Source organism: Pseudonocardia autotrophica (assembly GCF_003945385.1).
GTDB classification, from domain to species: domain Bacteria; phylum Actinomycetota; class Actinomycetes; order Mycobacteriales; family Pseudonocardiaceae; genus Pseudonocardia; species Pseudonocardia autotrophica.
In genome coordinates this window covers 5444314-5470125 of record NZ_AP018920.1, presented here as the reverse complement: position 1 = coordinate 5470125, position 25812 = coordinate 5444314, and the positions used below count along the sequence as shown (strand labels likewise).

Sequence of the window (25812 nt, the reverse complement as noted above, 5' to 3'; positions counted from 1 at the left end):
CGCCGGGAGCTGGTCGCACAGCGGCGAGGCCGGGCCGGGTTACCGGCGGTGGGCGCGGTGTTCGTGCTCGATCTCGACCGGTCCCGGCGTGTAGCCGTGGTAGCGGGCGAGCAGGCGGGCGGCGGCCCGGTAGGAGCTGGCGTGACCGACGAGTGCGCCGTGGTCGTTCTCGACCCGGTAGCGGCCGGCCTCGCGCAGCACAGTGCCGCCCTGGCCGGTGTGGCCCAGGCACACCAGGGCCTTGCCCGGCTCGACAACATCGACCCCGATGAGTCCCGTGGAGCGCTGCGGCACCTTCTTCGGCTCGGAGGCCCGGGCTGGTGTGGGGATGGGGTGCAGGTGGTCCCAGCGGGACACCATGTCGCGCGTCTGCTTGGGCACGAGCACGGAGCGGGCCGGTCCTTCCGAGCCTGCGTGGTGGACGTGGTGGGTGCCGCCGAGCCGGAGGTGGCCGGTGTCGAGGAGCTGGACCACGGTGTCCCCGTCGTGGCGGGCGAGCGCGTCCGCGCAGCCAGGGCGGGCAGGGTCGGCCCGCAGGACCTGTCCGGAGCGCTCGACGAGGAACAGCCCCGGGTCGTGAGCGAGGCCGACGATGCGGGCGACCTCGCGCGGGTCCTGCGTCGCCGCCGGGCCGTGGTCGTCGGGCTGGACGGTGACAGGATCGCCGAACAGCGCGTCCTGCACGGTGCCGGCCTGATCGGTCATGCTGACCACCACCAGGTGGCGCGGGCTTCCCAGGACCACTCTCGGGCGAGCTGGCGGATCACGTACCACTCCGCCACCAGCGCGCCGCCGGTCACGATCCAGAACCAGCCCGAGGCCGATCCGAGGTAGAGCCAGGTCCCGCCGACGATCACGGCGAAGAGCAGGGTGAGCTTGGCCCAGGTGCGCAGGGCCCATACGATGGTGGTGCGCATCAGGCCGCCCCCCGCTCGGTGTCGCCGTCGTTGTGGAGGCCGATCACGTCGGCGTCCAGCGGCGGGGCGCAACGTTGGACGAGCTCGGCGATGCCGTCGTCGGAGACGAACGCCGCGCGGAAGCGGACCGGGAGCCGCGACCCGCGGTCGATGACGAAGCCGATCCCGGCGTGGCGGGCGTCGCCCGGGACCTCGTCGGCCAGCGCCCCGCGTTCGCGGGCACCTTCGCCGAGCACCATGTCGACATGGGATGCGGCGGTGACGCCCAGGCAGATCCGCTGGGTGAACAGCTCCCGCACGTCGACGACGTCCTTGGAGGGTTCCTGCAGGTAGCCGTGCACGGCGAACAGCGAGGCCCGGCCTTGGGTCATGACCTCGGCCAGCAGGCGCAGGGCCTCGCGGACACTGGTGCGGTCGCCGTAGGCGGTGAGCATGGCCATCTCGTCGATGACCAACAGCTCCACCGGCGTCGCCGCGCTCGGGGTGCAGGCGCGGATGTTCTGCTCGCGCATGTCGTCCTGCCGATCCCGCATCGCATCGCGGAACTCGGCCAACAGCTCCAGGGCCTCGGCCATCGAGGTGGCGTAGCGGTGGAACAGCGGCGCGCCCTGTTCGGTCTCCACGCCGCCCTTGAGGTCGACCATCCACACCCGCACGACCCCGTCGCGCAGGCACGGCCCGACCCCGCGCAGTGTGGACCACAGGATTGACCCCTTCCCGGACCCGGAGGCGCCAGCGACGAGCCGGTGTCCGCCGACGAGGGGCGCGGTGAAGGGTTCGCCGCGTTCGTTGTCGCCGATCTCGACCGCGCCGAGGTCGACGTCGTCGGCCTGTTCGGGGATGTCCGGCGCGGGGATGGTGCGGGTGAAGGGCAGCTCCCACTCGATCACCACCGCGACGACGCCCGGCCGGTGGCGGGTGATCGCCACCCGGTGCGCGATCAACGCCTCGTAGAGAACAGAGGCGCGTTCCTGCCAGAACGCGACGTCCTGCCCGCGGACCATGCGGACGTAGACGGTGTCGATCGTCGACGACGAGGAGCGGACCCGGAGCACGCGGGGGACGAGCTGTTCGCCGCTGTGGCGGTGCTCGCGGGTCAGGCCGCAGTCCGACATCAGCTGTGTCCACCGGCGACCGCGGTAGACGGTCCAACGGCGCCAGGCGGCCCGCAGGTGCGGGGCGGCGAACCGGTCGAAGCTGGCCGGGTGCGCCCGTCCCCACACGGCCACACCGGCCATCAGGACCGCGAGAGCGGCGGCGGTGATGAGCGGGCCGAGGCTGAGCGCGAGGCCGAGCCCCAGCAGTGGGGCGGCGATGAAGCCGGGGTGTCGGGCGAGCCAGGCGGCGGCCTGGAACTCGCGGCCGGGTGGCCGGGTGGCCCGGGTGCCGTGCCGGGCGGGGCCGTTGATGCGAGTTGCCGAGCTACTACGCTTGCTCATTGCTACCAGTCCTCACGAATCGAGACCGGGTAGCGGGGCGCCCGCCGTGTGTTTCCGCCAAGAATCCATCTCGGCGGGCACCCCACCACCCGGGTGGTCACTTCTGTGCGCGCAACGCGCCGCGCGCCGAATCCAGATGCACGGTCAACACGGCGACGTCGCGGGCGAGGTTGTCGTGGGTGTTCTTGAACCCACCCGTGCGATACGGGATCCCGTGCAGGGACCGGCGCAACTCCCGCATCGCGGCGTCCAACTCCTCGACGGTGCGGTCGACGGCCTTGGACATGTCACTTCCTCCACTCCCGGGAGACCAGTTCGGCCTCCCACTTCTTCGCCGAACTGGCCATCACCTTCAGCGAGCTGTGCGACTTCTTCGCCGCCGCCGAGATCTCGTCCGGGGAGGCGTGCGACCAGTGCTGGCCGTCGCCGCCGGCCTTCGCTGACGTGCCCTTGCCGGCGGTCCGGCCTTGCTTGCCCCTGCCGCTGTCGCCTGCCTTGGCGGCGACCTTCTCTGCGTCGGTCAGGGCGTCGCCGACCAGCTGCAGGGCCCGCCAGAACTCGCCGTACTTGCGCAGCGCGCGCCGGTTGACCTTCGGCAGGGTTTTGATCCGGTCCCGCGGCCCGAGGCTGAGCGCCATGACCTCAGACCCCCTTGCGGATCGCGACCTGGGCCAGCCGGAGGCCCTCGGCGACCCCGGCCTGCCACGCCTGCTCGGTCGGGATCACCGGATGGTCATGACGCGACCAGCGACGCCGCTCGATCTCCAGGCGTCGCACGAGGCGTCCGACACCGGTGGTGGCGCGGGGACGGGTCTTCGTGGTCGTGGTCATCGCAGTACCTCCTCCATCTCGCTGTTCTTGGTTTCGGTGGTCAGGTCGACGTGTCCCCAGCAGTGCGGACACACCCCCGACCCGCCGCATTCGCCGCACTCGTCACCGGCGATCGAATGGCCGTAGCCATCACATTCGTCGCAAGCCCGGCTACCGCTGCATTCCGTGCACGTCATTGGTGCTCACCCCTTGATGTGAGGACACAGGTGTCCCCGTCTTGGAACTGCCATGGAGTCGCCGGAAAGCACTCCGGCCGGAAGGAATGGGCCGGGTCAGGCGGCCGGTCCGCTGATCGCGCGGACCCCGATCTTCTGCTGCTGTTCGGTCAGGTCCTGCTCGGCCTGCTCCAGCACCCCGCGTAGGCGGGTGATCTCCGGACGGTCGAGGAACAGCGTCACCGTGCCGCCCGACCCAGCCGCGTCGACGGTGACTCGGTCGTCGTCCGGGTAGAGGTGCGTGGCGAACGTCGTGGTCTCGTACAAGTGCATCCCGACCGAGACGGTGGAGGAGGGCAGGAAGTCCGGGCGGTCGGTCACGACTCGCCCCCGTCGTCCTTGCCCCGCCGTGCCGGCATCGGGGCCGGGGTGGCGTGCTTGAGCCCCATCGCCTTGAACGCGATCCCGGAGACCGTGCGCCCGTCCGGCGACTCGATCGAGTACGGGTTGATCTTCGCGTCGATCAGCTGCACTCGCGCGTCCTCCGGGAACCCCTCGCCCGGGTCGGCGGTCAGGGTCACCTTGATCTCCTCGCCCTTCGGGGCCCGCTGGCCCGCCTGGACCTGGAGCTTCGCGAACAGCGACACCACGAACTGCGTAACGCCGTCCCGGTCGGTCACCGGCACTTCGGCGCCGTTCGCGTCCTGCCGGGTCTTGGGTGCGGGTGGCTCCACCACCGTGAGCTTGAAGCCGTCGAGCACCACCGGAAGATCCCTCATCACTCACTCCTTCGTTAACCTGACCAGCTTGGCTAGCCATATCAGGGTGACTGGCCTGACTAGTCATGTCAACCGTGGATAAGGAAGATGGCTAGCCGGGCTAGTCAGCAGACCGATACCGTGGTGACATGAGCACGCCAGCCGAGTTCCTCGCGCATCTGGACCCGGAGGATCCGCGCACCCCGTCGCAGCAGATCTCCAACCAGATCCGCGCCGCGATCAAGCTCGGCAAGCTCAAGGCGGGGGAGAAGCTGCCCTCGCAGCCTGACCTCGCCGAGCGCTACGGCGTCGCCCGCGAGACCGTGAAGGCAGCGCTGCGTCCCCTCTATGCCGAGCGGCTGCTCATCAGCCGGCAGGGGAGTGGGGTGTTCGTCCGCGCCCAGACCGAGCTACCGGTGGGGCTGCGCCCGCACATCGAAGCCGCGTTCGAGCGCCCCGACGTGCGCATCGACTTCGCCGGGTTCTCCGGCGAGACCCTCGCGGGCACCCTGTCCGAGGTCCTGGACAAGGTTCGCGCCGGACGACTCACCCCGGAGTCCATCGCTATCCGGATCATGCTGTCCGACCCCGGCGCACCTCTCGCCCTGCCGTGCCGGGCGGACACCGCCGCCGACGACCCCGCCGTCCGCACGCGCGCAGACCGCATCACCCGCCGCGCCGTGGACAGCATCACCGACGGCGTGCAGGAGCTTGCCGGCCTCGGGCTCGTGAAGACCGCGACGGCCCAGGTCCGCGCGCACAGCGCAGCACCCCTGTTCAAGCTCTACCTGCTCAACGACGAGGAAGCGTTCTTCGGCTTCTACCCCGTCCTGGAACACACCGTCACCATCGACAAGGAACAGGTGCCGATCTTCGACCCGATGGGCAAGGACGCGACCCTGTTCCACTTCTCCACCGGTGACGACGCCGAGACCAGCAACGGCCCCCAGTACGTCACCCAGGCACGCACCTGGTTCGACTCCGTGTGGAACACGATCACCCGGGAGTATCCACGGTGACCCTCCCGACCGGAACCCACACACAGCTTGTCGACCTGCTCCGTGGCGCCCGCGTCGTGCTGCTGGATTTCGACGGCCCCGTCGCGCACCTGTTCGCCGGCCATCCGGCACCCGACGTCGCCGCCGCCGTCCGCCAGTTCGCCACCGTCCGTGGCATCGATCTGACCGAGGTCCGCACCGACGACCCGCTCGTCCTGCTCCGCGTCGCATACCGCCACTCGCCCGAGTCCGGTCGCGATGTCGAGGCCCATGTGATCGAGCACGAGACCCGGGCCGCTGCGGTGGCTGAGCCGGCCCCCGGAGCGCACGAGCTCATCCGGACCGTGGTAGCGACCGGCCGCACGGTGCTGGTGGTCAGCAACAACTCAGAGCGGGCCATCCGGACCTACCTCGCCCGCCACGATCTGACCGAGCACGTCGCGCACATCATCGGCCGGCCCTTCGGGCACCCCGAGCAGATGAAACCCGACCCGCACCTTCTCCACGCAGCGCTGGATATCGCCCGAGCGGCACCGGCCGACGCGGTGTTCGTCGGTGACTCAATCACCGATGCACTCGCCGGGGTCGCCGCCGGGGTGCCGTGCATCGGCTACGCCAAGCGGCCCGAGCGCGCCGAAGGGCTCACCGACGCGGATGCCCTGCTCGTCGTCGACGACATGCACACCATCGCGACCGCGCTACGCCCGTGACCACGCTCCGTCCCGACGTCGCCCAGACCGCACACGCGCGATGGCCTGACCTCGCACCCGCGTGGACCGACACCCTGTCCGAGGAGCTGGCCGACGTCTGCGCCGCGCTCGCGGTGACGCCGACCGGCCGGACGTTTCCCGCCAGATCCGCCCACGTGGTCGAGGCGACGTCCAACTCCGGCGCACGCCTGGTCCTGCGATCGAGTCCCGACCCGCATGCCGTCCACCAGGCCGCCGTACTCGACCGACTCGCGCATGCCGGCCTCGCGCCCGTCGTCCACCTGCTGCGAAAGACCGCTACGGGCATGTGGACTGCGATGGACGTCGTCGAACCCGGGACATCGTTCGCCGAGCAGGAGCCGAAGCCCTCGGATCTCGCGGGGGTGGCAACGATGCTGCGCACCCTCTCCGTCGAGGACGGGCTGCCATCGCTGCCCAGCATTGTGCCGTGGCTTCGTGCGCGTCTCACCGATCCGCCGTCTGATGACCAGCCGCCTCACCGAGGTCCCGAGCCCGCCGCCGTCCGTCAGGCAGCGACCGTCGCTCTTGATCAGCTCGCCGCCGACATGTCAGCCGCGTTGTGCCACGCCGACCTGTCACCACCTAACGTGCTCCACGGCGCCTCCCAGCTGTGGTTCATCGACCCTCGCGGGATGAGCGGCGAAGCCGCCTACGACATCGCCGTCCTCGCCTTGAAGCTCAGCGATGACCACTTGGACACCGCCAGAGCGCTCGCCCGCAGCATTGCGCTGTCCAGCGGCAACGACCCCGAGCGTGCCGACTCATGGGTGACTGTCGCCGACGCCGCGACCGTCTGACCCCGGCGGCTGTCCGGACGTCAAGCATCAGGTGAGACCGGAACGTCAAGCATCAGCCGGGACACGACAACGGCGGCAGCGCACGCTGTGTCTAGACCTTCCATTCGGTATCAAGACGGCGCCTCCGGCGCCGTGCCGCTAGCTGGGCTCGCGGCGTGCGGCCTCCGGCCGGTCCCCGAGCCCAGCGCGCCACGTAGGCCTTACCCAGGCCATAGACGGCGGGATGCCACACAAATCCAAGATAGCGACGAGCCAAGATATATGCCGCCCATGCGACTAACGCTCGCTATACTCTACTTGGCCTTGAATGCAGCTAGTCGCCGCCTAATGTTCGAGTCCTGGCCCAGTTTGTCAGGCGACGCCGAAAAACTCCGGATATCGACTAAAAGGTCACGGGACCGCTGACTGACGAGCTTTGGTTCAAGCAATTTCATAAGCTCAACCCACTGGGTTTGTCCGACGCTGGAGCGAAGGACGCTTGCTACTTCAGGTTGGTCGAAGATGCGCAAAGCCCTACTGGCCTGACTCGATGAAAAGCCACGAATCATCTCTTCGTAGTGCGGCAGTGCGCCATGGGCTACACCGTGCCCGTTTCCTAGGAATACCCTTGTCACTGCCTTCGCATACTTCGGCGCCACTCCATCCGGTACGTGGGCACCGTCGCCAACTAGTTCGTGGAGTACACGCGCTGCGCCAGGCTCATTATAGAAGTTGTCAAAGCCTTGGTGCGCGATGAGCAGGGCATCAACCGCTGCGTCGATTTCTGCCTGGCGAGTCACCTCCGGCAGGTATGACTGGCCGCCGACGAAGTCAAGCAGTTCTCGGCTCGCCGAAGCTTGCCCTACATCAGCGTTCGCCGCAAATCGCCCGAATCTGTTCCCAAAGCTATAACGCGAGTCATCGTCAAGTAGGGGCCAAATCTCGGGCCAAAGCAATCGGACATTGTCGGCGACAGTCGGAGTCCTGTCGGGATCAACATACAAGCCAAACAAGCCAGCAGCCAGAGATTGGGCACGCCGATCGTCAAGGTCATCGAAGAAAGCCGTTACCTCTCGAACACGTGAGGGGTCGAGATTTGTCGACCGCACATTTGATAGCAAACGGCGGGTCTCGGCAGTGATCTGGTCATAGGACAAAGTCAAAACATAACGAACGCACGTCTCAAGCCACGCCGAAAGCTGAAGTCCTGTTATTGAAGTCTGATTTGGATGGGCGGCCGACGCATGATTCCGCATGAAACGGATGTGGTCAAGCTCCGTTGCAGCGATTGTATCCAATAGACCGATCTCATTGCATGCACGAATAAGATCGACATCGTTTACCTCAACGAGGTGCTCAGCAGTCGACAACTTCTTGCGCCTGTCGGGCGACGTTACGGCAATGTCGAAAAAGTACTTGAGGTCGAACTCCGTGACTCTGCGCCGAAGTTCCGATACCGTCTCGTCCCAAAGATAGTTCAGTGCCGCATCGAAGAGTCCGACAGCCGCCGCCGCGATCATCTTGCTGACATACGCAGCACGAGCACGATCAGCATCGCTCAGTCCGGCCAAGGCATCGTCAACGTTCTTAAGTATCCGCTGACGCTCCTGTGTACTTACTAGTACACCTTCGGACGGGAGTCCGAGACGTTCAATTTGCCCAAGTAGAATCTCCTGGAAGCGGATCAGGCCATCCCCGACTTCAGCCGCGCCTACAAGGTCTCCGGGCCTGGTTGGCCGCTCAAGCTCGGACATGCTTCCACCTCGCCAAACTTTACGAACAGGCTCAATTGGTCTTCAGGTGTAACTCCGGTCGGAAACAAGCCGCAGATTGCCTCTATCATTAGCTGCTTGCAATGGCGTGACCCCTTCAATGCTGCGAACCTGCGACGTATCGCCGATTACGGTCGGAACTAGGCCAAACACATGGCGATTGAACTCCCGCGTGGTCAGATGCAGATCGTTCGCTATCCGGCGCATCCCGACCCCAGAGGCACGTAGGTGAGCGAAGACCTTTTCCAACATTTGCGACGTCTCAGCCACCAGTTGACTTCCCGGCTCAGATGTACGATATCCTGAGTTCGACAAATCGACGCAGCACGAGCGGTATCCCCATTCTGTGAGCAGACCAAGCTCACGCAGTCGATGAGTTAGAGCCATTGCGGAGACTCGCCAGCGTCGCCGTCCAGCAAGAATTCGCTCTACTGAAGCGTTGCGCATTCTCTGCCCAAGGATGTCCTCGCGGGGCATCAGGAACGCGGCGGCAAAGCGGTCGGCCTGCTTCTCGGCCTCTCGCCCATGAACGCGTTCACTTCCCTGGTGGATAATTAGATGACCTAGCTCGTGCGCAAGGTCGAATCGTTGCCGTTCCGCCGTCTTCCCCGTATCCACGAAGATATACGGAATACCTTGACGGTAGAATGAGAAAGCATCGACATCGCGCACCTCCTGAACAAGCGAGAAGACGCGAACACCACGAGACTCTAACAAATGTAGGAGATTAGTGATAGGTCTTGATCCGAGTTCCCAATGACGACGAACGCGAAGCGCTGCCTCCTCCACGGCGACGAGGCTAGAGCCATCCGGAAGACCAACCGATAAGAGGTTTGGCGACGGAACTCTAAAGTGTGCGTTTATCCAATCTGCGATCTCTACGGCAACTTCGCCACCAGCTAGCGCTTGGTCTCGCCGAAATGCAGGCGTCTTGGTCAACGCTCGAAAGCTGACCGCATCGACCGGGACTCCATCGACCTCTCTTCTGAAAAAGAACCCCTCCGGCAGAGAGAGGGCCGTCGCCAGGCGCTCAACGCTTTCTGCCGACGGTTCTTGCCGACCATTCTCGTAACGGCTTAACGTCTGAACGTTATGGCCTGTTTGCCGACTAAGGTCGGCTAGCGTCAGTCCACGCAGCTTCCGCGCAAGCAAAAGTCGCGAGGGGGAGACAACCACTGTTCCATCCTTCCTCAATGCCGAGCTATTCGAGCGGCTCCACGTCAACCACATGTGAGGTATGCGGGTCGTCATCGGGCGCTTCCACCGGCGGGAGGTCGACGTCCGAGGCCGGCTCGAACGCGACAGGAGGCAGCGGGATCCGCCTTCTGTACTCGACAACTTCGTCCCCTTGCCGAGCCGATGGACAAGACAACTCGGAGTAGATCATCCCGTCGTGATAGTCGGTCAAAAACAGCCACAGTTCGGGCTCGTTGTACTCTTCAACGTCTATCGGCTCACCGCGCCGGTTCATCATCGGAATAGTCAAAGGTCGGCGGTCGATCAGCGCTCGAACGACTGCTCCCAGGCCGTTCTTTGGAGTCGGGCTAGCCGCCTTCAGAGATCCCACTCCTCCCCGACCTGTCGTCACGACCACCTGGAACGCCCCTGACGGGTGGATCGTCTTCGGCAGGCCGTCCTGGTCATCGATCTCCCAGCCTGTGCGTTCTCTGAAGACAACGACTGTCTCGCTCCAGCGATCCTGTCCGGGCGTGGCGCGAGGAGCTAGCGGACTGGCACTCTCCTGACGCCTTCGCCCGGCCTCGGCCGCGGCCTGCAGCAGGACTGTGCTGAGCCCGAGCGGCGCCAGCTGTTCGTCAGCCCAGGCCTGCCAGTCGTCGACGCTGGCTTCGGCGGGCAAGTAGTCGTGCGCGGCCAACAGTCCCCCTAGGGCGAGTCGTCAACTTAACCTACCTCATCTGAGGTCCAAAAAGTTGATGGCACGCTTGGCTCGGGCTGGCCGGTGATCGGGTCGAGAACGTTGCGCGGCCACGGGTCTACCCGCCAACCCGGACCAGGCACGTCAGCGCGATATGATGTTCGTACGCCCTGGCGAGTCTCGGTCTCGCGACGACCGCTGACGCCCTCGCCGGGCGGGCTGGTCTCCGGGATGGCCGGGGTGTGGCATCCCGACGACCTCCCGAAGGGCTACCACACGACGTCCCGGGGGCGAAGCTGGACAAGGTCGGCCGGCGGTTGCGTCGAGGGCCGCCCCCGGGCCGACGCGCGGTTGGGGCGTTGCCCAGGTCGACGGGATGCCACACGAACACCGGGCGCGGGTGCGTGACGAACTGAGTGACGATCGAGGCGAACGAGCCCGGAACCGCCAGGACGTCCACGGACACACGCAGCCTTCTGACCAGCGCGTTCGGGCCGTTCGGCCGGTCGCCCTCGTTGCTTCGGGACGAACGAGTCCCTGCCAGTCCGAATGTCACGAACTCGCGAGCTGTTGGATCACGCAGATAGCCTGCCCCGCGTGGTCGATGCTTCGCAGCCTGTTAGCGAGATGCCGACATGGGACGGCTTCCTGCTCCCTGTCCTGCAGGTCCTCAAGAACGGCGAGACCGTCCAGGCTCGCGAGGTGCAGGATCGTGTCGCTGACCATGTGCAGCTCACCGAAGCTCAACGGGCCGAGGTCCTCGACTCCGGGCAGCAGCGTTTTCGGAACCGCGTCGGTTGGGCGGTCTCGTCGCTGGCGCGAGCGGGAGCGCTGGATCGTCCGCGGCGTGGGTCGTACACCGTGTCCGAGGTTGGGCGGCGCCTACTTGCCAAGCACCCGCACCGCCTGGACGAGGTCCACCTGAGGCAGATCCCGGCGTACCGCGACCACGTCCCGGCCCGGCGTGTGTACGTCCCGGCGACCACCGCGGTGGAAGCGAGCCAGCACAGCACCGAGCTTGACCCGATCGAACAGATCGAAGCCGGTACTGCCCGACTCCGCACGGAGGTCAGCACGCAGCTGCTCGAACGATTGCGCGCCGCGAGCCCGGACTTCCTCGAACAGTCGGTCCTCGACGTGCTGGTCGCGATGGGCTACGGAGGGGCCGAGCAGCGCGCCCGGCGGATCGGTGGCAGTGGGGACGGCGGGGTCGACGGCGTCATCGACCAGGACCCTCTGGGTCTGGCTCGCATTTATGTCCAAGCCAAGCGATATGCCTCAGACACGGTCGTCGGCCGGCCTCAGGTGCAGGGCTTCGTCGGTGCCCTTCATGGTCAACAGGCCACTCAAGGTGTCTTCATCACCACGAGCACCTTTTCGCGTGAGGCCCTCGACTACGCGCGCTCTGTCAACGCGAGGGTGGTCCTGATAGATGGGGAGCGGTTCACGAACCTCATGATTGATCGCGGGGTTGGCGTTCAGGCAGTACAGACGTACACGGTCGTCAAGCTGGACGAGGACTATTTCGAGTAGCCGCCCACGGGCGCCCGTGCGGTCGGTCTGGCGACAGGTCGACGGGATGGCTCTCGGAAGGCGCGGGGGAGCGGCACCGCCCCGGGTTACCCCCGGGGATCACCGGCAGAAGGTGGCAACCGACCGCACTGCGCGGAAGACGTGACCGCGAGTCTGCGCAGCGCACGGGGTGTAACGGCGAACGTTGGGCACCGACCGTGCAAGCCTTCGAGACCCGCCTCAGCAAAACTGCTGAGCATGGTCAGAGGTAGGTAACGCGACATCCGACGGGCCGATGGGTCGGGTAAGAGACACCGGCGCTGAGCCCGGATCCCGCTACCCACACAAGGCAGCCCATGAACACGATCACCCGCACCCTGGCCGGTCTCGTCGTCGGCGTCTCCGTCGTCGCTGGAACGGTGATGGCGACCGTCACGCCTACCCCGGCCACCGCCGAGAGCGTCATCGCCCAGGCTCCGGCCTCGGTGAGCGCAATGAGCGCGGTGTCGATGGTTCCGGCCCTGCGCGGCGTGGCTGCAGAGGCGGTCGCGGACGCGGCCCAGGCGGTGACGGCAGCTGAGGAGGCCAGGAAGGCGGCAGCGGCGGAACAGGTCCGGAAGGTGAAGGCTGCGGAGGAGTCGCAGGCCTCGACTGGTGGGCTGGCCCTTACGTGCGAGCCGCACGCCGCTGCCCGACTCGTTGGCAACCTGATCGTGAACAAGGCTTGCCCGGAGCTGAACGCCGCCAAGGAGCAGGCTCAGCGGGAGTACGCCCAGCAGCAGGCGTGGTCAGGGAACCCTGGCCCTCCCAGCGAAGCCACGCAGCGGCAGCGGATCGCTGACGGCCTCGCCCCGACCGGTGGTGGTTACGCGCCTGGATCGGCGGAGTACAACACGTGCGTGAAGAACCCGGTCGCCTCGGTCTGCGGCGGGTAGGCCCGGTCGCGCTGGTCTGCGACGCGAAGAACGCCCCGCCTCCGGCGCCTGTACGGCGTGGGAGGCGGGGCGATCGTGTTGGGTGGAGGTTGGCTCGACCCCCAGCGGTGCCCGACCCAGGTGAGGTACGTGACTACTTTGTCGGGCCGGGCACCGGGCGGAACCCTAGCCGCACATTCCGGGACGCCGCACCCAGCAGGTCCCGGGTCAATAAATCTGGGTATGTGCAGGTCAGACGGTAACCGCCGCCTCCGATCGGCCGATTGGAGGTACGTGACTACTTCGTACCGCGTTCTCACCTCGGCCGTCCTCGGACTCGTCCTCGCCGGCGGCTTCACCGTCGCCTGCGCCGCACCCCACACCCCCGAGGGGTACGTCTCCGAGATCCGCGGCGTCCTTCCAGAGGCCGACGTCGAGATGATGACCGACCAGCAGATCATCGCCAGCGGTTCTGCGATGTGTGCCTACCCGGAATCGCTGACCACCACCGGTTTCGAGAACGACGCACCGCCGGAGTACGTGGAGTATTCGAAGGTCACCGCAGCCTACTGCGATGTGCTCCCGCCCGAAGCTGCCGACTACGACGGAGGCGCCGCCAACCAGGCGGCGGTCACCACCCCGGAACACGTTGCACTCAACCAGCGCTTCGACGTCTACGACAGCACCGGCGTGAAGATGTTCGACGCCGCGTTCACCGCGATCAATGTCGACGCCGACTGCTCCGAATCGGCCAAGTACCTGTCCGAGGAGTCCCAGCCGGCGCGAGGGCACTTCGTCACAGTCTCGATGGACATCGCCACCACGCCCGACTTCCAGCCCGACAAGATCGGCTACCCCACCGAACACGACTTCACGTTCACCGGCGCCGACGGCTACACCGACAACGCGGTCGACGCCCCCACCGCCTACTGCGTCCCGCAGGACGACACGTTGAGCGTCATGACCCCCGCCAACAAGTACCGGGGCGCTCTGACTCTCGACCTGAAGTCCAGCGACGGATCGTTGACGTACAAGTCGCACTTCGACTCGAACGGCACTGCGGTCACCATCGATCTGCCCTGACACGACGAGAAGCCCCGCCCGAATGGCTCCAACGGTCGATGTCGGATGCCGTCGCAAGTACCTGGCAGGCAAGGGATCAACTGCGGGCCTCCCGGGCGGACAGGATACTCACTGTCTCCAGGATGGCACTCGGCAGGCGCGGGGGAGTGGAGCTGCCCCGGAGTACCCCCGGAGATCAACGGCAGGAGCCGACGACGAACCGGAGCCAGTGGCAAGTGTGCCTGCGGGTCTGCGCAGCGCACGAGGGGTAACGGCAAGTATCGGGCGCTGGCGGAAGTAGTGGATCTTGTCTCCGCGGGTTGAGGGCTCGATGTTGACGATCGCGATGGTCGGTAGACGTGGCCCCTTATAGCTCGCGGACGAGTCGGCCCGGGTTCCCTGCGATAAGGACGCGGTCAGGCACATCGCGCGTCACGACGCTGCCTGCACCGATGACTGTGTTTGCCCCGATGGTCACGCCGGGGCAGACGATGACCCCGGCGCCGAGCCAGGTGTTGCTCCCGACGCTGATGGGCAGGGGGCGTTCCCAGCCCTCGCGCCGACGCTCGTGCTCTTCGACGGGGTGCTGTGCTGTGAGGAGCTGTGTCCGCGGTCCGATCCGGACGTCGTCGTCGATGGCGATCGTGGCGTCGTCCATGAACAAAGCGTCGTGGTTGACGAAGACGCGGTCGCCGAAGGTGATGTGGGTTCCGTAGCTGCACTGGAAGCGGGGCATCACCACGGCGCCGTCGCCGAGCTGTCCGACGAGCCGCCGGAGGAGGGACTCGCGCTCGTCGTCGTCATCGGCACCGGTGGCGTTGAACCGGTCGAGGAGACGCCAGCAGCGGCGCCGGTCCTCGACCAGGTCGTGCTCGTCGAGGTACCACTCGTTCCGAAGCATGAGCTGCTTGTGTTCTCCCACGCGTCCGATCCTGCGTCGCTCCAGCCAGTGGGTACAAATCCGGTACAAACCAGCCCGACCGGCGACGCCCAACGACGACCCGCTCCGACCATTGAACCTGCAGGTCAAAGCCTGGATTCTCAGCGTTTCGAGTGGCTGGCATTTCCCCAGCGGCAGTACATCTCCAAGTGGTCGGTCAGCGGGACTGTCAAGTTTCCGGTGTAACTGAGGTTGGTCGGGTTACGTGCGTCCGGCGGACAGGCGTCCGTCGAAGGCGATGTCGAAGGCGTTCAGGGCGGGCTTCCAGCGGATCGACCACCGGTGCTGCCCGGTGCCGGTGGGGTCGAGACTCATGATCGCCATGTAGACGCACTTGAGCGCGGCGGCCTCGTTCGGGAAGTGCCCGTGGGCCTTGACCGCCCGCCGGATCCGGGCGTTCACGCTCTCGATCGCGTTCGTCGTGCAGATGATCTTGCGGATCTCGACGTCGAACCCCAGGAACGGCACGAACTCGGCCCAGGCGTTCTCCCAGAGCCGCACGATCGCCGGATACCGCTCACCCCAGGCCTCGCAGAACTCCAGGAACCGCTCGGTCGCCGCAGCCTCGGTGGGTGCGGTGTAGACCGGTCGCAGGGCCTTGGCGATCGCGTCGTAGTGCTGGCGGCCGGCGTAGCGGAAGCTGTTGCGCAGCAGGTGCACCACGCAGGTCTGGGTGATAGTGGCGGGCCAGACCGCGCCGATCGCATCCGGCAGCCCCGCCAGGCCGTCACAGACAACCATGAGCACGTCACCGACGCCGCGGTTACGGATCTCGGCGAGTACGTGCAGCCAGTACTTCGCGCCCTCGCCGCCGCTGCTGGGGTCCCCGACCCAGAGCCCGAGGATCTCCCGGCGGCCCTCACAGGTCACCGCGAGCGCGACATAGACGGGCCGGTTCGCGACCTTCCCGTCGCGGATCTTGGCTCTGGCGCACTTCGCGTGATCGGCGGTCCGGCGTGGCTCCCGGTCTCTGGTCCGCGACGGAGCAAGATCACTTGAATGTGATCTTACGCAGCTGCTCCCGCATCTGGACTCGGTCGAGATCCAGACGATTGAGGACGTCGGTGCCGGGGTGGTGGTGCTCGCCCGGATGACCGCGGAGGAGGGGGCCTGTCCGTGGTGCAGGCAGTCGTCAAGGCGGGTGCATTCGCGTTATGAGCGGCTGCTGGCCGACGCCCCGATCGCCGGGCGGGCAGTGCGGGTCCGGCTGCGGGTGCGGCGGTTCTTCTGCGCGAACCCCGAGTGCGCGGCGCGGACGTTCGTCGAGCAGCCGGACGGGCTTGCCGCGCCGCGCGCCCGGATCACCTCGCTGTTACGGGAGATGCTGACCGAAATTGCGCTGATGCTGGCGGGTCGGGCGGGAGCCCGGCTGGCGACCCGATTGGGCATGCCCACCAGCCGTGACCGGCTGTTGAGACTGCTGCACGGCCTGCCCGACCCCGAGCCCGCGACGCCGGCGGTGTTGGGGGTCGACGACTTCGCGCTGCGCCGCGGCCGCATCTACGGCACCGTGCTGATCGACGTACTCACCGGCGCCCCGGTCGACCTGCTCGCAGACCGGGAGACCGAGACCCTCGCGGACTGGCTGCGCACCCGGCCAGGTGTCGAGGTGATCTGCCGGGACCGAGCCGGCGGCTACGCCGACGCCGCCCGACAGGGCGCCCCGCAGGCGATCCAGGTCGCCGACCGGTGGCATCTGTGGCGGAATCTGGGTGAGGCGGTGGAGAAGGTCCTCCTCGCCCGCCGCGGTGTCCTGGCCGCGGCCAACCCTGTCCTACCGCAGGCTCCGGCCTCCGAGCCACGGGTGGTGCAGGCGGTCCCGGAGAAGCGGATCGTGACCCGGCTGCGCGAGAACTACCAGGCCGTCCAGCAGTTGCGGGCGCAAGGTATGTCGAAGGCGGCGATCGGACGCAGGCTCGGACTGCACCCGGCTACGGTCCGCAAGTTCGCCGACGCCACTTCGTCGCACGAGCTGACCGCCAAGACCGAGCAACGTGCACACCTGGTCGACGACTACGTCGAACACCTACACCGGCGCTGGAACGAGGGCGAGCGCAACGCCACAGCCCTGTTCCACGAGATCGCCGCACTCGGCTACCCGGGCGGCGAGCTGGCGGTGCAGCGCTACCTGCGCCGGTTCCGTCACGGTCGTGGCCATGCCCCGAGACCGGGTCCGAAACCCCCGACCGTCCGCGAGGTCACCTCGTGGATCATGACCCACCCCGATCGGCTGGCCACCGATGACGCTGTCCGGCTCGCCCGGCTACGCAAAGCCGACCCCGGCCTGGACAGGCTGACCGGCCACGTCCGCGGATTCGCCACGATGATGACCAGCCGCACCGGCCACGAGCTCGACGCCTGGGTCGACACGGTCGAGCTCGACGACATCGCTCCGATCGCCAGGTTCGCCCGCAACCTGCGCCGCGACCATGACGCCGTCCAAGCCGGGCTGACCCTCGAGCACAGCTCCGGACGGGTCGAGGGCACCGTCAACAAGATCAAAATGCTGAAGCGGCAGATGTTCGGCCGAGCCGGTTTCGACCTGCTCCGCACCCGCGTCCTCCACGCCCGCTGAGTCCAGACTCGCGCACCATCACGCGAAGTGCGCCAGAGCCCGGATCTTGACGTGGATCGCGTCGATGAAGATCACCGGGTAGACCGGGTCGAGTGGCCGGTTCTGCCACTCGACCATCGCCTCGATGACCTTGTCGGGTGATCGTCGAGATCGTCTGCCGGGACACCTGGGCGCCGTAGACCTCGGCCAGGTGAGCCTGGACCTCCCCGGTGGTCAGGCCCTTCGCCGACAGCGACAGCACGAGCTCGTCGACCCCGGACATGCGGCGCTGCCGCTTGGCGACGATCTTCGGGGTGAACGAGCCGTCCCGGTCCCGGGGCACATCGAGCTCGACCGGCCCGGCCTCGGTCAGCACGGTCTTCGACCGGTGACCGTTGCGAGAGTTCCCGCCGTCACGGCCGGCCGGGTCGTGGGACTCGTAGCCGAGGTGATCGGTGATCTCACCTTCCAGAGCGGATTCCAGGACCCGCTTGGTCAGCTGCGCGAGCAGACCATTCTCCCCGGTCAGCTCCAGCCCGTTCGCCCGTGCCCGGCCGGCGAGCTGGGCGATCAGCTGCTCATCGACAGGGTCCAGCCCGGCTGGGCCTGCACCCTCGGCCGGGCCGTCGGTTACCGCGTCGAGGTCAACCACCGGCTCGTCTGCCAGGTCTGTCATCGGGTCCACACTCCTTGATCGGAGTTACACCGATGTTCTTACAGCCCCCGGTCAGCAGCCCGTCGCTGTCGGATACGTGGAGCAGAACTGCTGTAGCTCGCTCGGCCCGCCGGGAGGGCTGGAGGTGAGGGAGGAGAATTGGCCGAGGGGGCTCTCGTCGATCGCTCTCTGGATTTGGTTGATCTTGACCGCTGTCCAGAGAGTGATGATGAGGAACGTGATGGAGGCAAGGCTGGTCAGCACGTAGGTGACCGCTCGGAGAGCCTGCATCGGACGTGACTCGCGAGACAGAGCCACCTGCCCCCGCGCAGGGGTAGCAGGAGGAGCGGGCCGAGGGCCGTACTGGCCCGGCGAGGTTGGATGGGTCACACAGGCTCATCGACGTCCGGTCCGGTAGTGCTACACGTACCGAGGCCGCCCCAACTACCAGACGACACAGGCTGGTCGTGCGTCGACCCCTTCACACTGAAGTGGCCGTGACCAGAGCCGTGCGACCCAGTGCGTGCAATTGGCGTGCAACTATCAGCGGTCAGCCACGGTCACTCGTAGGGTGTGCTGTCCACTGTTTTCGCAGGTCGGGGTCGAAGAGTCCCAGTCTGGCGAGGCCTTCCAAACTGGCTACGCGGGTTCGATTCCCGTCGCCCGCTCCACCATCTGACCAGCGGAAACGCTGATCCGGTCTGATCTTGAGACAGACTTCGTGCATCAAACGTGGTGCGAGTCGGTCCTACCGTTGACTGCATGGCAGGTCGTCAGCCCGCGAGTACAGCTCGCGCACGGGGCAGCATCACCAGGCTTCCGAGCGGCACCATCCGGGTACGGGTGTACGCCGGGATCGACCCGGTGTCCGGTCGCCGGCACTACCTCACCGAGCTGGTCCAGCCGGGCAAGAAGGCACAGCGCGAAGCCGAGGCCGTACGGGCCCGGCTGCTCGCCCAGGTCGAGGAGCGCCGGAACCCGCGGACGAACGCGACGGTCGACGAACTCGTCCGGCGGCACTTGGACCAGTTCGTAGGGGCGCCGAACACTCTGCAGATGTACCGCGGTCACGTGAAGAACCACATCTCGCCGCTGCTCGGAAGGATCAGCATCGGCCGCCTGGATCCGGAGATCCTGGACTCGTTCTACGCTGAGCTGCGCAGGTGCCGCATCCACTGCTCAGGCTCGGGGCTCGTTGACCATCGGACTCGCAAGGACCACGAGTGCGACTACCGATGCCGTCCACATCAGTGCAAGCCGCTGTCGGCGACGACGATCCGGCACATCCACTTCATCCTGTCCGGGGCCTACAAGCGCGCCGTTCGCTGGCGGTGGGTCGCGGTCAACCCTCTCGCTCAGGCCGAGCCGCCGCCGGCCCCGAAGTCGAATCCACGGCCGCCGAGCGCCGAGGAGGCCGCGCAGCTGCTCAACAAGGCGTGGGACGACCCCGACTGGGGCGCTCTGGTCTGGACGGCGATGACGACCGGCGCCCGCCGAGGCGAGCTGTGTGCGGTCCGGTGGGCATGGATCAACTTCGAGGAGGGCCGCGAGACGCTCTGGCTGCAGAGCGGGATTCGCAAGAGCGACGACGGTTGGGTCGAGGGCGACCTCAAGACCCACCAGCAGCGCCGGATCGCGCTCGACGCCGAGACCGTCGAGGTACTCAAGGATCTACGTGAGCGCTGCGTCAAGCGGGCCGAGATGCTCGGGATCGAGCTGGCTCCGGAAGCGTTCGTGTTCAGCACAGCGGCCGACGGCGCGACGTTTCCGACACCGGACAGCGTGACCCAGCGCTATGACCGGATGGCGAAGAAGCTCGAGATCGATACGACACTGCACAAACTTCGGCACTATTCGGCGACGGAGCTGATCGTCGGAGGGGTGGACCCACGGACTGTCGCCGGTCGGCTGGGACACCAGGGGGTCGGCAAAGTCGCGGTGAGTGGGTGCTGAGCTGCGACGACACGCGGTCGAGGTAGGGGTGCGGGCACGACCCTGGTGGTGATCATGGCGGTTCTCACGCCAGCCTTGATCATCGGAAGAGAGCCGTGCCCGCGCCTGCATCATTGTCGATCGCTGCCGTCGCCGATCAGGTGGGCGGGGTGGAGCTACCCGATCCGGTCGCGCTGGCTCCGAGACTGACCGATGCCCTGGCCGGGGTGGTTGACCCGCGCCGGCGTCGGGGGGTTCGACATGGGCTGGTCGTGGTGCTCACGGCCGCGGTGTGCGCGGTCGCGGCCGGGGCGCGCTCGTTCGTCGCGGTTGCCGAGTGGGTCGCCGACCTGCCGGTCGAGGTGGCTGCCGTGCTCGGGACCGACGTCCGATGCCCGTCGGAGTCGACGATTCGCCGGATCCTGGGCCAGGTTGACGCCGACCGGTTCGACGCCGCGATCGGCGCGTTCGTGCAGCGCCTGTGCGCGGCGACCGAGCCGGTCGGGCGGCGCCGGGTGCTGGCGGTGGACGGCAAGACCGTGCGCGGCTCACGAGGCCCCGCCGGTCCGGCTCGTCATCTGTTCGCGGTGATCGACCAGCAGACCCGGGTCGTGCTCGGTCAGCGCCAGGCGAACGCAGTCGCGGGCAAGGGCAGCGAGATCACCGCGTTCGCCCCGCTGCTCGACACCCTGCACGGCCTGGACCTGGCCGGGGTGGTGATCACCGCGGACGCGCTGCACACCCAGCGCGAGCACGTCGAGTACCTCGCCGGCCGTGGAGCGCACTGGGTGCTCACGGTCAAGGGCAACCAGCCCCGGCTACGCCGCCAGCTCGCCGGGCTCCCGTGGCGCGGCGTCGAGCCCGACCACCGCAGCGTCGAGACCGCGCACGGACGCCGGGAGATCCGCACGCTCAGGGTCGTCACCATCGCGGCCGGGATCGAGTTCCCGCACGCCCGTCAAGCCGTGCAGCTCATCCGCAAGACCCGCCCGGCCAACACCCGATCAGGCCGGAGGGCACGCTGGCGCACCGAGACCGTCTATGCGATCACCGACCTCGGTCCGCACCAGGCCCGTCCCGAGGAGCTCACCGGCTGGATCCGCGGACACTGGCAGATCGAGAACGGGCTGCACTGGGTCCGCGACGTGACCTTCGCTGAAGATCTCTCCACCGTGCGCACCGGTGCCGCACCGCAGGTCATGGCTGCGCTACGGAACCTGGCGATCAGCCTGCACCGTCTGGCCGGCGCCACCAACATCGCCGCCGCACTACGACATCACAGCCGCGACGCACTGCGGCCCCTCCAGCTCCTCAAGATCATCTGACTTTGCCGACCCCCTGGCTGGGACACGGTGACGGTGGAACGACGACGTTGAAGACCTATACGGCGTGGGTGTCCGAGGCGGATCAGCGTGCGGCGACCGGGTTGGGCACACGGATGCCGAAGCGACCCACACACGACGAGGAGAAGCGTCGGGCCACTCGCGTGTCGGAACATCCGTATGAGCATCTCGCGGACGCACTCACAGCGAGCGTCGGCTCCGGACAGCTCACCGTGGGTGATGCGCTCCCTCCGGCGGAGCAGATCGCTATCCAAGCCGGTGTCTCGTTGTCTACGGCGCGGCGGGCTGTCCGGCTGCTCAAGGACCGTGGAACCGTGGCTTCGGTCGGTGGTCGACCAGTTCTCACTGCGGCCGCGCAGGCCGAGGCTTTCGACGAGAGGATCGACGCAGCGCCACGGTGGGTGCGCACGGAGGCCGTCGACCCGGCCGGAAACACTTACTGGATGGCGACACTCCGAGGCCCAGGCGGCCTACGGTCTGGCGTGCGTATGATCTGCGGATCGCTCACCAACCCTGACGGTTTCCGCCAACACCTCATCGGGATAGCTCGAATCGAAGACCCGGCCGGGACTGATGCTGGCGATTCGTGGATCGGCCGATACGAGTTGGAGCTTCGCCCCGCAGCAGGTGGAGGCGAGGTTGTGGTGCTGCGCTGGTGACGTAATGTTCGCCTTGGCCGGATGTGGCACCCTGCTTGGGTCGATGCTCGGGCTTCGAAAGAGTGCCCGGGAGCTCGAGATCGACCGCTAAGCGGTAGAGGTTCCCTGTCCGTCGCTGTTGCGCGCGGGTGGCTTGATCATGTGTAAGTGTGCAGTTCCACCTTGGTTCACACAATCTTGGGCGACGTCATAAACGTGCCAGTAGAAGTCAATGTCGGGCTCGCTCGCGTCTACAGTTGACTCCACCGGTGTGAATTGCTGGAGGGGAGTGGAGCCAATGTCGTGAGAGAAGCCGTAGCCATCATCTGTGAGGACGATCAGCGGATTTTCTCCTGTCCACTCGACTCCGACTCGCAAGTCGTATTCACTGTTGCCGGTCTCTCTCGCGGTGGCGCGAATAAGTGCCATGAAGTCCGCGATACCGCATTCGATTGTCCTTGATTCGACTTGGTGGCCGCCCAGGAAGCCATCCCTGATTCGGTGCCCGCCGAGTGCGGCCGCGAGCGTGACCGAGCCGTCGTGGTGGATGCTCAGCCACGCTTCTTTCCAGCGAGCGCGTTCATCGGTTGCGGTGTTCGCGGCGACCCAGCGCCGCAGACCGGGTCGAGGGTTGAGGCGGTCGACGCTGGCGAGCGGGTGAATCCCGCTGCTGCTAGCGAACGTCAGAGCCAAGCCCTCGGTGTGGTTTATGACGTCGCGTGCCTGAGCCCGGCTCAGGCGTGCGCGAATATTGGGGACGCGAGGGTGTCCGACAGCCACCAGCCAGGCTCGCTCGGTGATGTCATGGCCTCTCGTGGACTCTGTGTACAAGTTGTCCAACGCCTCGGTGGCGTGGCGCCTTTCGTCGAACCGCGCCCGATACATCGCTTCGATTTGGCGTTCCTTCGTCCATACTGTGTCTGAATCGTTCCGGATGGGTGCGCCGAAGTATTCTCCTCGATGGATGAGGTGGGGCCCATCAATGCTCGGGGGGATCTGGACAGTGACTGCGCGATTGCCGTGTCCTCCGATCCGCTGTACATCGAGCCCGAACACCGGAGGGGAGATGGGATGGCGGTAATGGCGGCACTGCGCAGTGAGCGCTCGTACGTTTCGTCAAATTCACCGACATCGACCCGCTCTTCTGCGATCTTCTGGGATTCGCGAATGCCAAAGACGATTAGGCCGCCGCCGCTGTTTGCCATAGCGGCGATATCCTTGGGTAAATCTGTTTGGCGTATGCCTTTCGCTGGCGGGAGCTCGGACTTGAAATCCAATTCGCCAGTTTCTCTAACTCGATTTTGGACTGCGGAATCGAGTAGATCGTCGGTCAAGGGTCCAGGTGCTATGCCGAGGATGCGATGCAACGCGGTGAAGGTCATGAGCAGAGCCTAGTACTCCAGCCGCAGTTCGTGATGTTGGTTGCGCTAGGCTTCGATCTTGTGAAGGAAGAGGAGGATCTCGAGGCGTGGGCCGGTGGCCTGGACGGGCTGTTCGGGTTGGTGGCGGGCCGGTTCTTCCGGCCCGAGCCGCGGCGGCGGGCACGGGCGTATGTGCGTGGGTTGCTCGCACCGTTGGCCGGGAAGAACGGGTGGACGCTGGCCGAGGTCGCCGGCGACACGACCCCGGACGGCATGCAGCGGCTGCTCAACTCCGCGACCTGGGACACCGACGGGGTGCGCGATGACCTGCGCGACTACGTCGCAGAGCGTCTCGGTGAGCCCGGCGGGGTACTGATCGTCGATGAGACCGGGTTCCTGAAGAAGGGGACGAAGTCTGCAGGGGTGCAGCGCCAGTACTCGGGCACTGCCGGGCGGGTGGAGAATTGCCAGCTCGGGGTGTTCTGTGCCTATGCCACGAGCAAAGGCCGCACGTTGATCGACCGGGAGCTGTATCTGCCGAAGTCCTGGGTCGGTGACCGCGAGCGCTGCCGGGAAGCGGCGGTACCCGACGAGGTCGAGTTCGCCACCAAGGCGACGCTGGCCAAGAGCATGCTCGCCCGAGCCCTCGACGCCGGTGTCCCCGCGTCCTGGGTGGCCGCCGACGAGGCCTACGGACAGGACTGCAAGTTCCGTTCCTGGTGTGATGAGCTTCCCCCGGTTCGCCGGAGTGCGGGTTACCTGTCGGCGTCGCGCTGGGTGCGACGATAGTCGTCTTCGTACTCGTCGGGTGAGAGCCCGCCGAGGCGGGCCTGGATCCGGCGCGGGTTGTACCAGCCGTCGAGGTAGCGGATCAGGGCGTGCTCGGCGTCGCGGCGGGTTGTGAAGGTGGTGCCGGGCCAGTAGAGCAGCTCGATCTTGAGGGTGGACCACAGGTTCTCGGCGAGGGCGTTGTCGTAGCTGTCCCCTGTGGACCCGGTCGACGGGGCGACACCGGCGTCGACCAGGCGCTGGGTGAGTCGCAGCGCCGTGTACTGGGCTCCCTTGTCGCTGTGAAAGATCAACTGGCCGGGGCGCAGGTCCCGCGAGCGCAGGGCGTGGTTGAGCGCGGTGAGGACCAGCGCGGTCGTCGCACGGGGGTCGGTGGCCCAGCCGACGACCCGGTTGGAGAACGCGTCACGCACCGAGGCCAGCCACAACACGCCCTCGCCGGTGACGATCCGGGTCAGGTCGGCCACCCAGACGCGGTTCGGCGCGGTCGCGGTGAAGTCGCGTTCGAGCAGGTCCGGCGCCGGCCGGTGGGCGGGGTTCTGCCGGGTCGAGCCGCCCTTCCAGCCGCGGCGCAGGTGGGCGCCCTGTAGGCCGTGCTCGCGCATGATCCGCTCGACGCGCTTGCGGCCGACGTGCACGCCCTGGCGGCGCAGCTCGAGCCAGACCCGCGGGGAGCCGTAGGTGGTGGCGAACTCGCTGATCGAGCGGATCTTCACGATTTGCTCGAGCAGGACGGCGTCGTCGAGCTGCCGCTGCGATGGTGACGCGCGGCGGGCGCGCCAGTCGTAGTAGGTCGAGGCCGCGATGTTCAGGACCCGTAGTACGAGACCGACGGGGAAGTCATGGGCGTCGACGAAGCTCATGACCACCTCCGGGTCGGGCCGATCTCGCTGGCGAAATAGGCGCTCGCCGCGCGCAGGACCTCGTTGACCCGCCGCAGCTCGGCGTTCTCCTTCGCCAACCGCCGGTTCTCGGCGAGCATGTCGGTCGACGGCCGATCATCGCGCTCGCCCTTGTCGGCCTCCGCTTGGCGGACCCAGTTGCGCAGGGCCTCGTGATGCACCCCGAGCTGCTGCGCGAGCCCGCGGAACGTCGGGCGGGGGTCGGACTCCCGATACAGCCGGACCGCTCGTTCGCGCAGCTCATCGGGGTACTTCTTCGGTGCGGGCACCAGTGCCTTCCTTCCTGGTTCTCAAGATCGAACCAGTGTTCAGACACTCCGGCAAAGCGGGGGAACCTCACGAGCAGCGCCGGATCGGCTATGTCGTTGCCGTACCGCGTAGCCAGTCCATCCCGCTCTCGCCCGGTGCCGACCTCACAGCTGACATCGCTGGGTTGGTCGGGTCACGACGTGCTGATGACCTGGTCGCACGGGCCCCAGAGCAGGCGTGGAAGCGCCGCTCTGCCGGGCCCGGAGCCAAGGGCGAGCGGCTCTATGACTGGGCGGTGGCCGGCCTGCACCCGCCCCCGGATGCGCCCGCTGGGTGGGGACGCTGGCTCTTGGTCCGGCGCCAGATCCTCACCGACACCCAACTCGAGTCCGGTATGGAGCCGGAGTTGGCCTACTACCTGTGCGCCGGCCCGCCCGGCACCACCGACGACGACCTCATCCGGGTCGCCGGCGCCCGCTGGGCGATCGAGGAGTGCTTCCAGACCGCGAAGAACGAGGTCGGGCTCGACCAGTACCAGGTCCGCCGCTACGACGCCTGGTACCGCCACATCACCCTGGTCATGCTCGCCCACGCCTACCTCTCGGTCACCGCGGCGATCGCCCCAAAAGACCTGGTAACGGGCTCATCCCGCTCACCCTCGCCGAACTCCGACGTCTCCTGGCGCCCCTGATCCACACCCCCGCCCGG

General features: G+C 66.9%; 26 protein-coding genes and 5 pseudogenes. 12 read left to right on the top strand and 19 right to left on the bottom strand.

The genetic code is table 11. The annotated features are described in order from the left end of the window. Nucleotides 1-39 precede the first annotated feature (39 nt). The 8 genes from Pdca_RS25590 to Pdca_RS25555 form a co-directional block, all read right to left on the bottom strand. On the bottom strand, nucleotides 40-705 hold the full coding sequence (locus Pdca_RS25590) for a hypothetical protein (protein WP_232021195.1): 666 nt from the start codon (nucleotides 703-705) through the stop codon (nucleotides 40-42). Beyond that, nucleotides 702-917: a hypothetical protein gene (locus Pdca_RS25585; RefSeq protein ID WP_085916659.1), complete on the bottom strand. Its 216-nt coding sequence runs from the start codon at nucleotides 915-917 to the stop codon at nucleotides 702-704. Before Pdca_RS25585 ends, Pdca_RS25590 begins: the two co-directional genes overlap by 4 nt. After that, nucleotides 917-2356 carry an FtsK/SpoIIIE domain-containing protein gene (locus tag Pdca_RS25580; RefSeq protein WP_085916658.1) on the bottom strand — a complete coding sequence of 480 codons (1440 nt, stop codon included), beginning with the start codon at nucleotides 2354-2356 and terminating at the stop codon, nucleotides 917-919. The genes Pdca_RS25585 and Pdca_RS25580 overlap by 1 nt, the downstream gene beginning before the upstream one ends. A gap of 97 nt (nucleotides 2357-2453) precedes the next feature. Beyond that, complete coding sequence (locus tag Pdca_RS25575; protein ID WP_010228072.1) at nucleotides 2454-2642, bottom strand: hypothetical protein; 189 nt, start codon at nucleotides 2640-2642, stop codon at nucleotides 2454-2456. Between the two features lies 1 nt (nucleotide 2643). After that, the gene (locus Pdca_RS25570) at nucleotides 2644-2994 is read right to left on the bottom strand and encodes a hypothetical protein (protein WP_010228070.1); all 351 of its coding nucleotides are present in this window, start codon (nucleotides 2992-2994) and stop codon (nucleotides 2644-2646) included. 4 nt (nucleotides 2995-2998) lie between these two features. Further along, nucleotides 2999-3187: a hypothetical protein gene (locus Pdca_RS25565; protein WP_085916657.1), complete on the bottom strand. Its 189-nt coding sequence runs from the start codon at nucleotides 3185-3187 to the stop codon at nucleotides 2999-3001. A gap of 272 nt (nucleotides 3188-3459) precedes the next feature. Further along, nucleotides 3460-3723 (bottom strand): hypothetical protein, encoded by a 264-nt coding sequence (locus Pdca_RS25560; protein ID WP_085916656.1) that lies wholly within the window; start codon nucleotides 3721-3723, stop codon nucleotides 3460-3462. Further along, a complete protein-coding gene (locus Pdca_RS25555; RefSeq protein ID WP_050802327.1) occupies nucleotides 3720-4121 on the bottom strand; it encodes a hypothetical protein in 402 nt (133 codons plus the stop codon). Before Pdca_RS25555 ends, Pdca_RS25560 begins: the two co-directional genes overlap by 4 nt. Before the next feature lie 128 nt (nucleotides 4122-4249). Between Pdca_RS25555 and Pdca_RS25550 the strand changes: the two genes are divergently transcribed. From Pdca_RS25550 to Pdca_RS25540, 3 genes are read left to right on the top strand one after another with little or no spacing between them, the layout of a single operon-like run. After that, nucleotides 4250-5119, top strand: a complete 870-nt coding sequence (locus tag Pdca_RS25550; protein WP_010228062.1) for a winged helix-turn-helix domain-containing protein — start codon at nucleotides 4250-4252, stop codon at nucleotides 5117-5119. After that, on the top strand, nucleotides 5116-5808 hold the full coding sequence (locus tag Pdca_RS25545; protein WP_010228060.1) for an HAD family hydrolase: 693 nt from the start codon (nucleotides 5116-5118) through the stop codon (nucleotides 5806-5808). The genes Pdca_RS25550 and Pdca_RS25545 overlap by 4 nt, the downstream gene beginning before the upstream one ends. Then, nucleotides 5805-6626 (top strand): phosphotransferase, encoded by an 822-nt coding sequence (locus tag Pdca_RS25540; protein ID WP_010228058.1) that lies wholly within the window; start codon nucleotides 5805-5807, stop codon nucleotides 6624-6626. Before Pdca_RS25545 ends, Pdca_RS25540 begins: the two co-directional genes overlap by 4 nt. A 293-nt stretch (nucleotides 6627-6919) precedes the next feature. Here Pdca_RS25540 and Pdca_RS25535 read toward each other — a convergent pair whose 3' ends face one another. The 4 genes and pseudogenes from Pdca_RS25535 to Pdca_RS25525 all read right to left on the bottom strand — a co-directional run bounded on the left by Pdca_RS25535 (nucleotide 6920) and on the right by Pdca_RS25525 (nucleotide 10253). Beyond that, a complete protein-coding gene (locus Pdca_RS25535; protein WP_085916655.1) occupies nucleotides 6920-8359 on the bottom strand; it encodes a hypothetical protein in 1440 nt (479 codons plus the stop codon). Nucleotides 8360-8401: 42 nt separating this feature from the next. Beyond that, entirely contained in the window at nucleotides 8402-9166 is a 765-nt protein-coding gene (locus tag Pdca_RS25530; RefSeq protein ID WP_232021193.1) for an ImmA/IrrE family metallo-endopeptidase, read from the bottom strand. 222 nt (nucleotides 9167-9388) lie between these two features. Then, nucleotides 9389-9607, bottom strand: a pseudogene (locus tag Pdca_RS38115) (helix-turn-helix domain-containing protein); the annotation flags it as partial. Beyond that, nucleotides 9579-10253 (bottom strand): hypothetical protein, encoded by a 675-nt coding sequence (locus Pdca_RS25525; protein WP_125911564.1) that lies wholly within the window; start codon nucleotides 10251-10253, stop codon nucleotides 9579-9581. The pseudogene Pdca_RS38115 and the gene Pdca_RS25525, both read right to left, overlap by 29 nt. 597 nt (nucleotides 10254-10850) lie before the next feature. On the opposite strand from Pdca_RS25525, the gene Pdca_RS25520 reads away from it, so the two are divergent. The 3 genes from Pdca_RS25520 (at nucleotide 10851) to Pdca_RS25510 (ending at nucleotide 13762) form a co-directional block, all read left to right on the top strand. Further along, the gene (locus Pdca_RS25520; RefSeq protein WP_197719825.1) at nucleotides 10851-11786 is read left to right on the top strand and encodes a restriction endonuclease; all 936 of its coding nucleotides are present in this window, start codon (nucleotides 10851-10853) and stop codon (nucleotides 11784-11786) included. Between the two features lie 335 nt (nucleotides 11787-12121). Next, nucleotides 12122-12700 (top strand): hypothetical protein, encoded by a 579-nt coding sequence (locus Pdca_RS25515; protein WP_085916652.1) that lies wholly within the window; start codon nucleotides 12122-12124, stop codon nucleotides 12698-12700. A gap of 420 nt (nucleotides 12701-13120) precedes the next feature. Continuing rightward, nucleotides 13121-13762, top strand: a complete 642-nt coding sequence (locus Pdca_RS25510; RefSeq protein ID WP_125911563.1) for a hypothetical protein — start codon at nucleotides 13121-13123, stop codon at nucleotides 13760-13762. A gap of 346 nt (nucleotides 13763-14108) precedes the next feature. On the opposite strand, the gene Pdca_RS25505 is transcribed toward Pdca_RS25510, so the two are convergent. Together Pdca_RS25505 and Pdca_RS25500 are read right to left on the bottom strand one after the other, a co-directional pair. Further along, a complete protein-coding gene (locus Pdca_RS25505) occupies nucleotides 14109-14663 on the bottom strand; it encodes a sugar O-acetyltransferase (protein ID WP_085916650.1) in 555 nt (184 codons plus the stop codon). A 219-nt stretch (nucleotides 14664-14882) separates the two neighbouring features. Then, nucleotides 14883-15602: pseudogene (locus Pdca_RS25500) on the bottom strand (IS256 family transposase); the annotation flags it as partial. Nucleotides 15603-15771: 169 nt separating this feature from the next. Between Pdca_RS25500 and Pdca_RS25495 the strand changes: the two are divergent. Beyond that, nucleotides 15772-17256, top strand: a complete 1485-nt coding sequence (locus Pdca_RS25495) for an ISL3 family transposase (RefSeq protein WP_125911562.1) — start codon at nucleotides 15772-15774, stop codon at nucleotides 17254-17256. A 39-nt stretch (nucleotides 17257-17295) separates the two neighbouring features. Here Pdca_RS25495 and Pdca_RS25490 read toward each other — a convergent pair. Beyond that, nucleotides 17296-17830, bottom strand: a pseudogene (locus Pdca_RS25490) (transposase); the annotation flags it as partial. Between the two features lie 1131 nt (nucleotides 17831-18961). Between Pdca_RS25490 and Pdca_RS25485 the strand changes: the two are divergent. The 3 genes from Pdca_RS25485 to Pdca_RS38110 all read left to right on the top strand — a co-directional run bounded on the left by Pdca_RS25485 (nucleotide 18962) and on the right by Pdca_RS38110 (nucleotide 21824). Beyond that, complete coding sequence (locus Pdca_RS25485; RefSeq protein ID WP_232021191.1) at nucleotides 18962-19843, top strand: tyrosine-type recombinase/integrase; 882 nt, start codon at nucleotides 18962-18964, stop codon at nucleotides 19841-19843. A 95-nt stretch (nucleotides 19844-19938) separates the two neighbouring features. Continuing rightward, complete coding sequence (locus Pdca_RS25480; RefSeq protein ID WP_197719823.1) at nucleotides 19939-21147, top strand: ISAs1 family transposase; 1209 nt, start codon at nucleotides 19939-19941, stop codon at nucleotides 21145-21147. A 113-nt stretch (nucleotides 21148-21260) separates the two neighbouring features. After that, nucleotides 21261-21824, top strand: a complete 564-nt coding sequence (locus Pdca_RS38110) for a GntR family transcriptional regulator (RefSeq protein ID WP_408635074.1) — start codon at nucleotides 21261-21263, stop codon at nucleotides 21822-21824. A gap of 87 nt (nucleotides 21825-21911) precedes the next feature. Here Pdca_RS38110 and Pdca_RS36485 read toward each other — a convergent pair whose 3' ends face one another. Together Pdca_RS36485 and Pdca_RS38105 are read right to left on the bottom strand one after the other, a co-directional pair. Beyond that, the gene (locus Pdca_RS36485; protein WP_197719822.1) at nucleotides 21912-22496 is read right to left on the bottom strand and encodes a hypothetical protein; all 585 of its coding nucleotides are present in this window, start codon (nucleotides 22494-22496) and stop codon (nucleotides 21912-21914) included. Nucleotides 22497-22537: 41 nt separating this feature from the next. Next, nucleotides 22538-23185: an AlbA family DNA-binding domain-containing protein gene (locus tag Pdca_RS38105; RefSeq protein WP_197719821.1), complete on the bottom strand. Its 648-nt coding sequence runs from the start codon at nucleotides 23183-23185 to the stop codon at nucleotides 22538-22540. A gap of 33 nt (nucleotides 23186-23218) precedes the next feature. On the opposite strand from Pdca_RS38105, the pseudogene Pdca_RS25465 reads away from it, so the two are divergent. Then, nucleotides 23219-23938 (top strand): annotated as a pseudogene (locus Pdca_RS25465) (IS701 family transposase); the annotation flags it as partial. Here the strand turns inward: Pdca_RS25465 and Pdca_RS25460 are convergent. After that, complete coding sequence (locus Pdca_RS25460; protein ID WP_125911301.1) at nucleotides 23920-24816, bottom strand: IS3 family transposase; 897 nt, start codon at nucleotides 24814-24816, stop codon at nucleotides 23920-23922. The pseudogene Pdca_RS25465 and the gene Pdca_RS25460 sit on opposite strands and share 19 nt — an antisense overlap. Then, complete coding sequence (locus tag Pdca_RS25455) at nucleotides 24813-25124, bottom strand: transposase (protein WP_166665856.1); 312 nt, start codon at nucleotides 25122-25124, stop codon at nucleotides 24813-24815. The genes Pdca_RS25460 and Pdca_RS25455 overlap by 4 nt, the downstream gene beginning before the upstream one ends. A gap of 71 nt (nucleotides 25125-25195) precedes the next feature. Here Pdca_RS25455 and Pdca_RS25450 point away from each other — a divergent pair. Further along, nucleotides 25196-25795, top strand: a pseudogene (locus Pdca_RS25450) (IS701 family transposase); the annotation flags it as partial. Between the last annotated feature and the right edge of the window lie 17 nt (nucleotides 25796-25812).

Excerpts from the sequence above, each read along its gene's own strand:
- Pdca_RS25590 (WP_232021195.1), bottom strand. The coding sequence starts at position 705 with ATGACCGATCAGGCCGGCACCGTGCAGGACGCGCTGTTCGGCGATCCT.
- Pdca_RS25585 (WP_085916659.1), bottom strand. The coding sequence starts at position 917 with ATGCGCACCACCATCGTATGGGCCCTGCGCACCTGGGCCAAGCTCACC.
- Pdca_RS25580 (WP_085916658.1), bottom strand. The coding sequence starts at position 2,356 with ATGAGCAAGCGTAGTAGCTCGGCAACTCGCATCAACGGCCCCGCCCGG.
- Pdca_RS25575 (WP_010228072.1), bottom strand. The coding sequence starts at position 2,642 with ATGTCCAAGGCCGTCGACCGCACCGTCGAGGAGTTGGACGCCGCGATG.
- Pdca_RS25570 (WP_010228070.1), bottom strand. The coding sequence starts at position 2,994 with ATGGCGCTCAGCCTCGGGCCGCGGGACCGGATCAAAACCCTGCCGAAG.
- Pdca_RS25565 (WP_085916657.1), bottom strand. The coding sequence starts at position 3,187 with ATGACCACGACCACGAAGACCCGTCCCCGCGCCACCACCGGTGTCGGA.
- Pdca_RS25555 (WP_050802327.1), bottom strand. The coding sequence starts at position 4,121 with ATGAGGGATCTTCCGGTGGTGCTCGACGGCTTCAAGCTCACGGTGGTG.
- Pdca_RS25550 (WP_010228062.1), top strand. The coding sequence starts at position 4,250 with ATGAGCACGCCAGCCGAGTTCCTCGCGCATCTGGACCCGGAGGATCCG.
- Pdca_RS25535 (WP_085916655.1), bottom strand. The coding sequence starts at position 8,359 with ATGTCCGAGCTTGAGCGGCCAACCAGGCCCGGAGACCTTGTAGGCGCG.
- Pdca_RS25515 (WP_085916652.1), top strand. The coding sequence starts at position 12,122 with ATGAACACGATCACCCGCACCCTGGCCGGTCTCGTCGTCGGCGTCTCC.
- Pdca_RS25510 (WP_125911563.1), top strand. The coding sequence starts at position 13,121 with ATGACCGACCAGCAGATCATCGCCAGCGGTTCTGCGATGTGTGCCTAC.
- Pdca_RS25495 (WP_125911562.1), top strand. The coding sequence starts at position 15,772 with ATGACCGCGGAGGAGGGGGCCTGTCCGTGGTGCAGGCAGTCGTCAAGG.
- Pdca_RS38110 (WP_408635074.1), top strand. The coding sequence starts at position 21,261 with ATGCCGAAGCGACCCACACACGACGAGGAGAAGCGTCGGGCCACTCGC.
- Pdca_RS38105 (WP_197719821.1), bottom strand. The coding sequence starts at position 23,185 with ATGACCTTCACCGCGTTGCATCGCATCCTCGGCATAGCACCTGGACCC.
- Pdca_RS25460 (WP_125911301.1), bottom strand. The coding sequence starts at position 24,816 with ATGAGCTTCGTCGACGCCCATGACTTCCCCGTCGGTCTCGTACTACGG.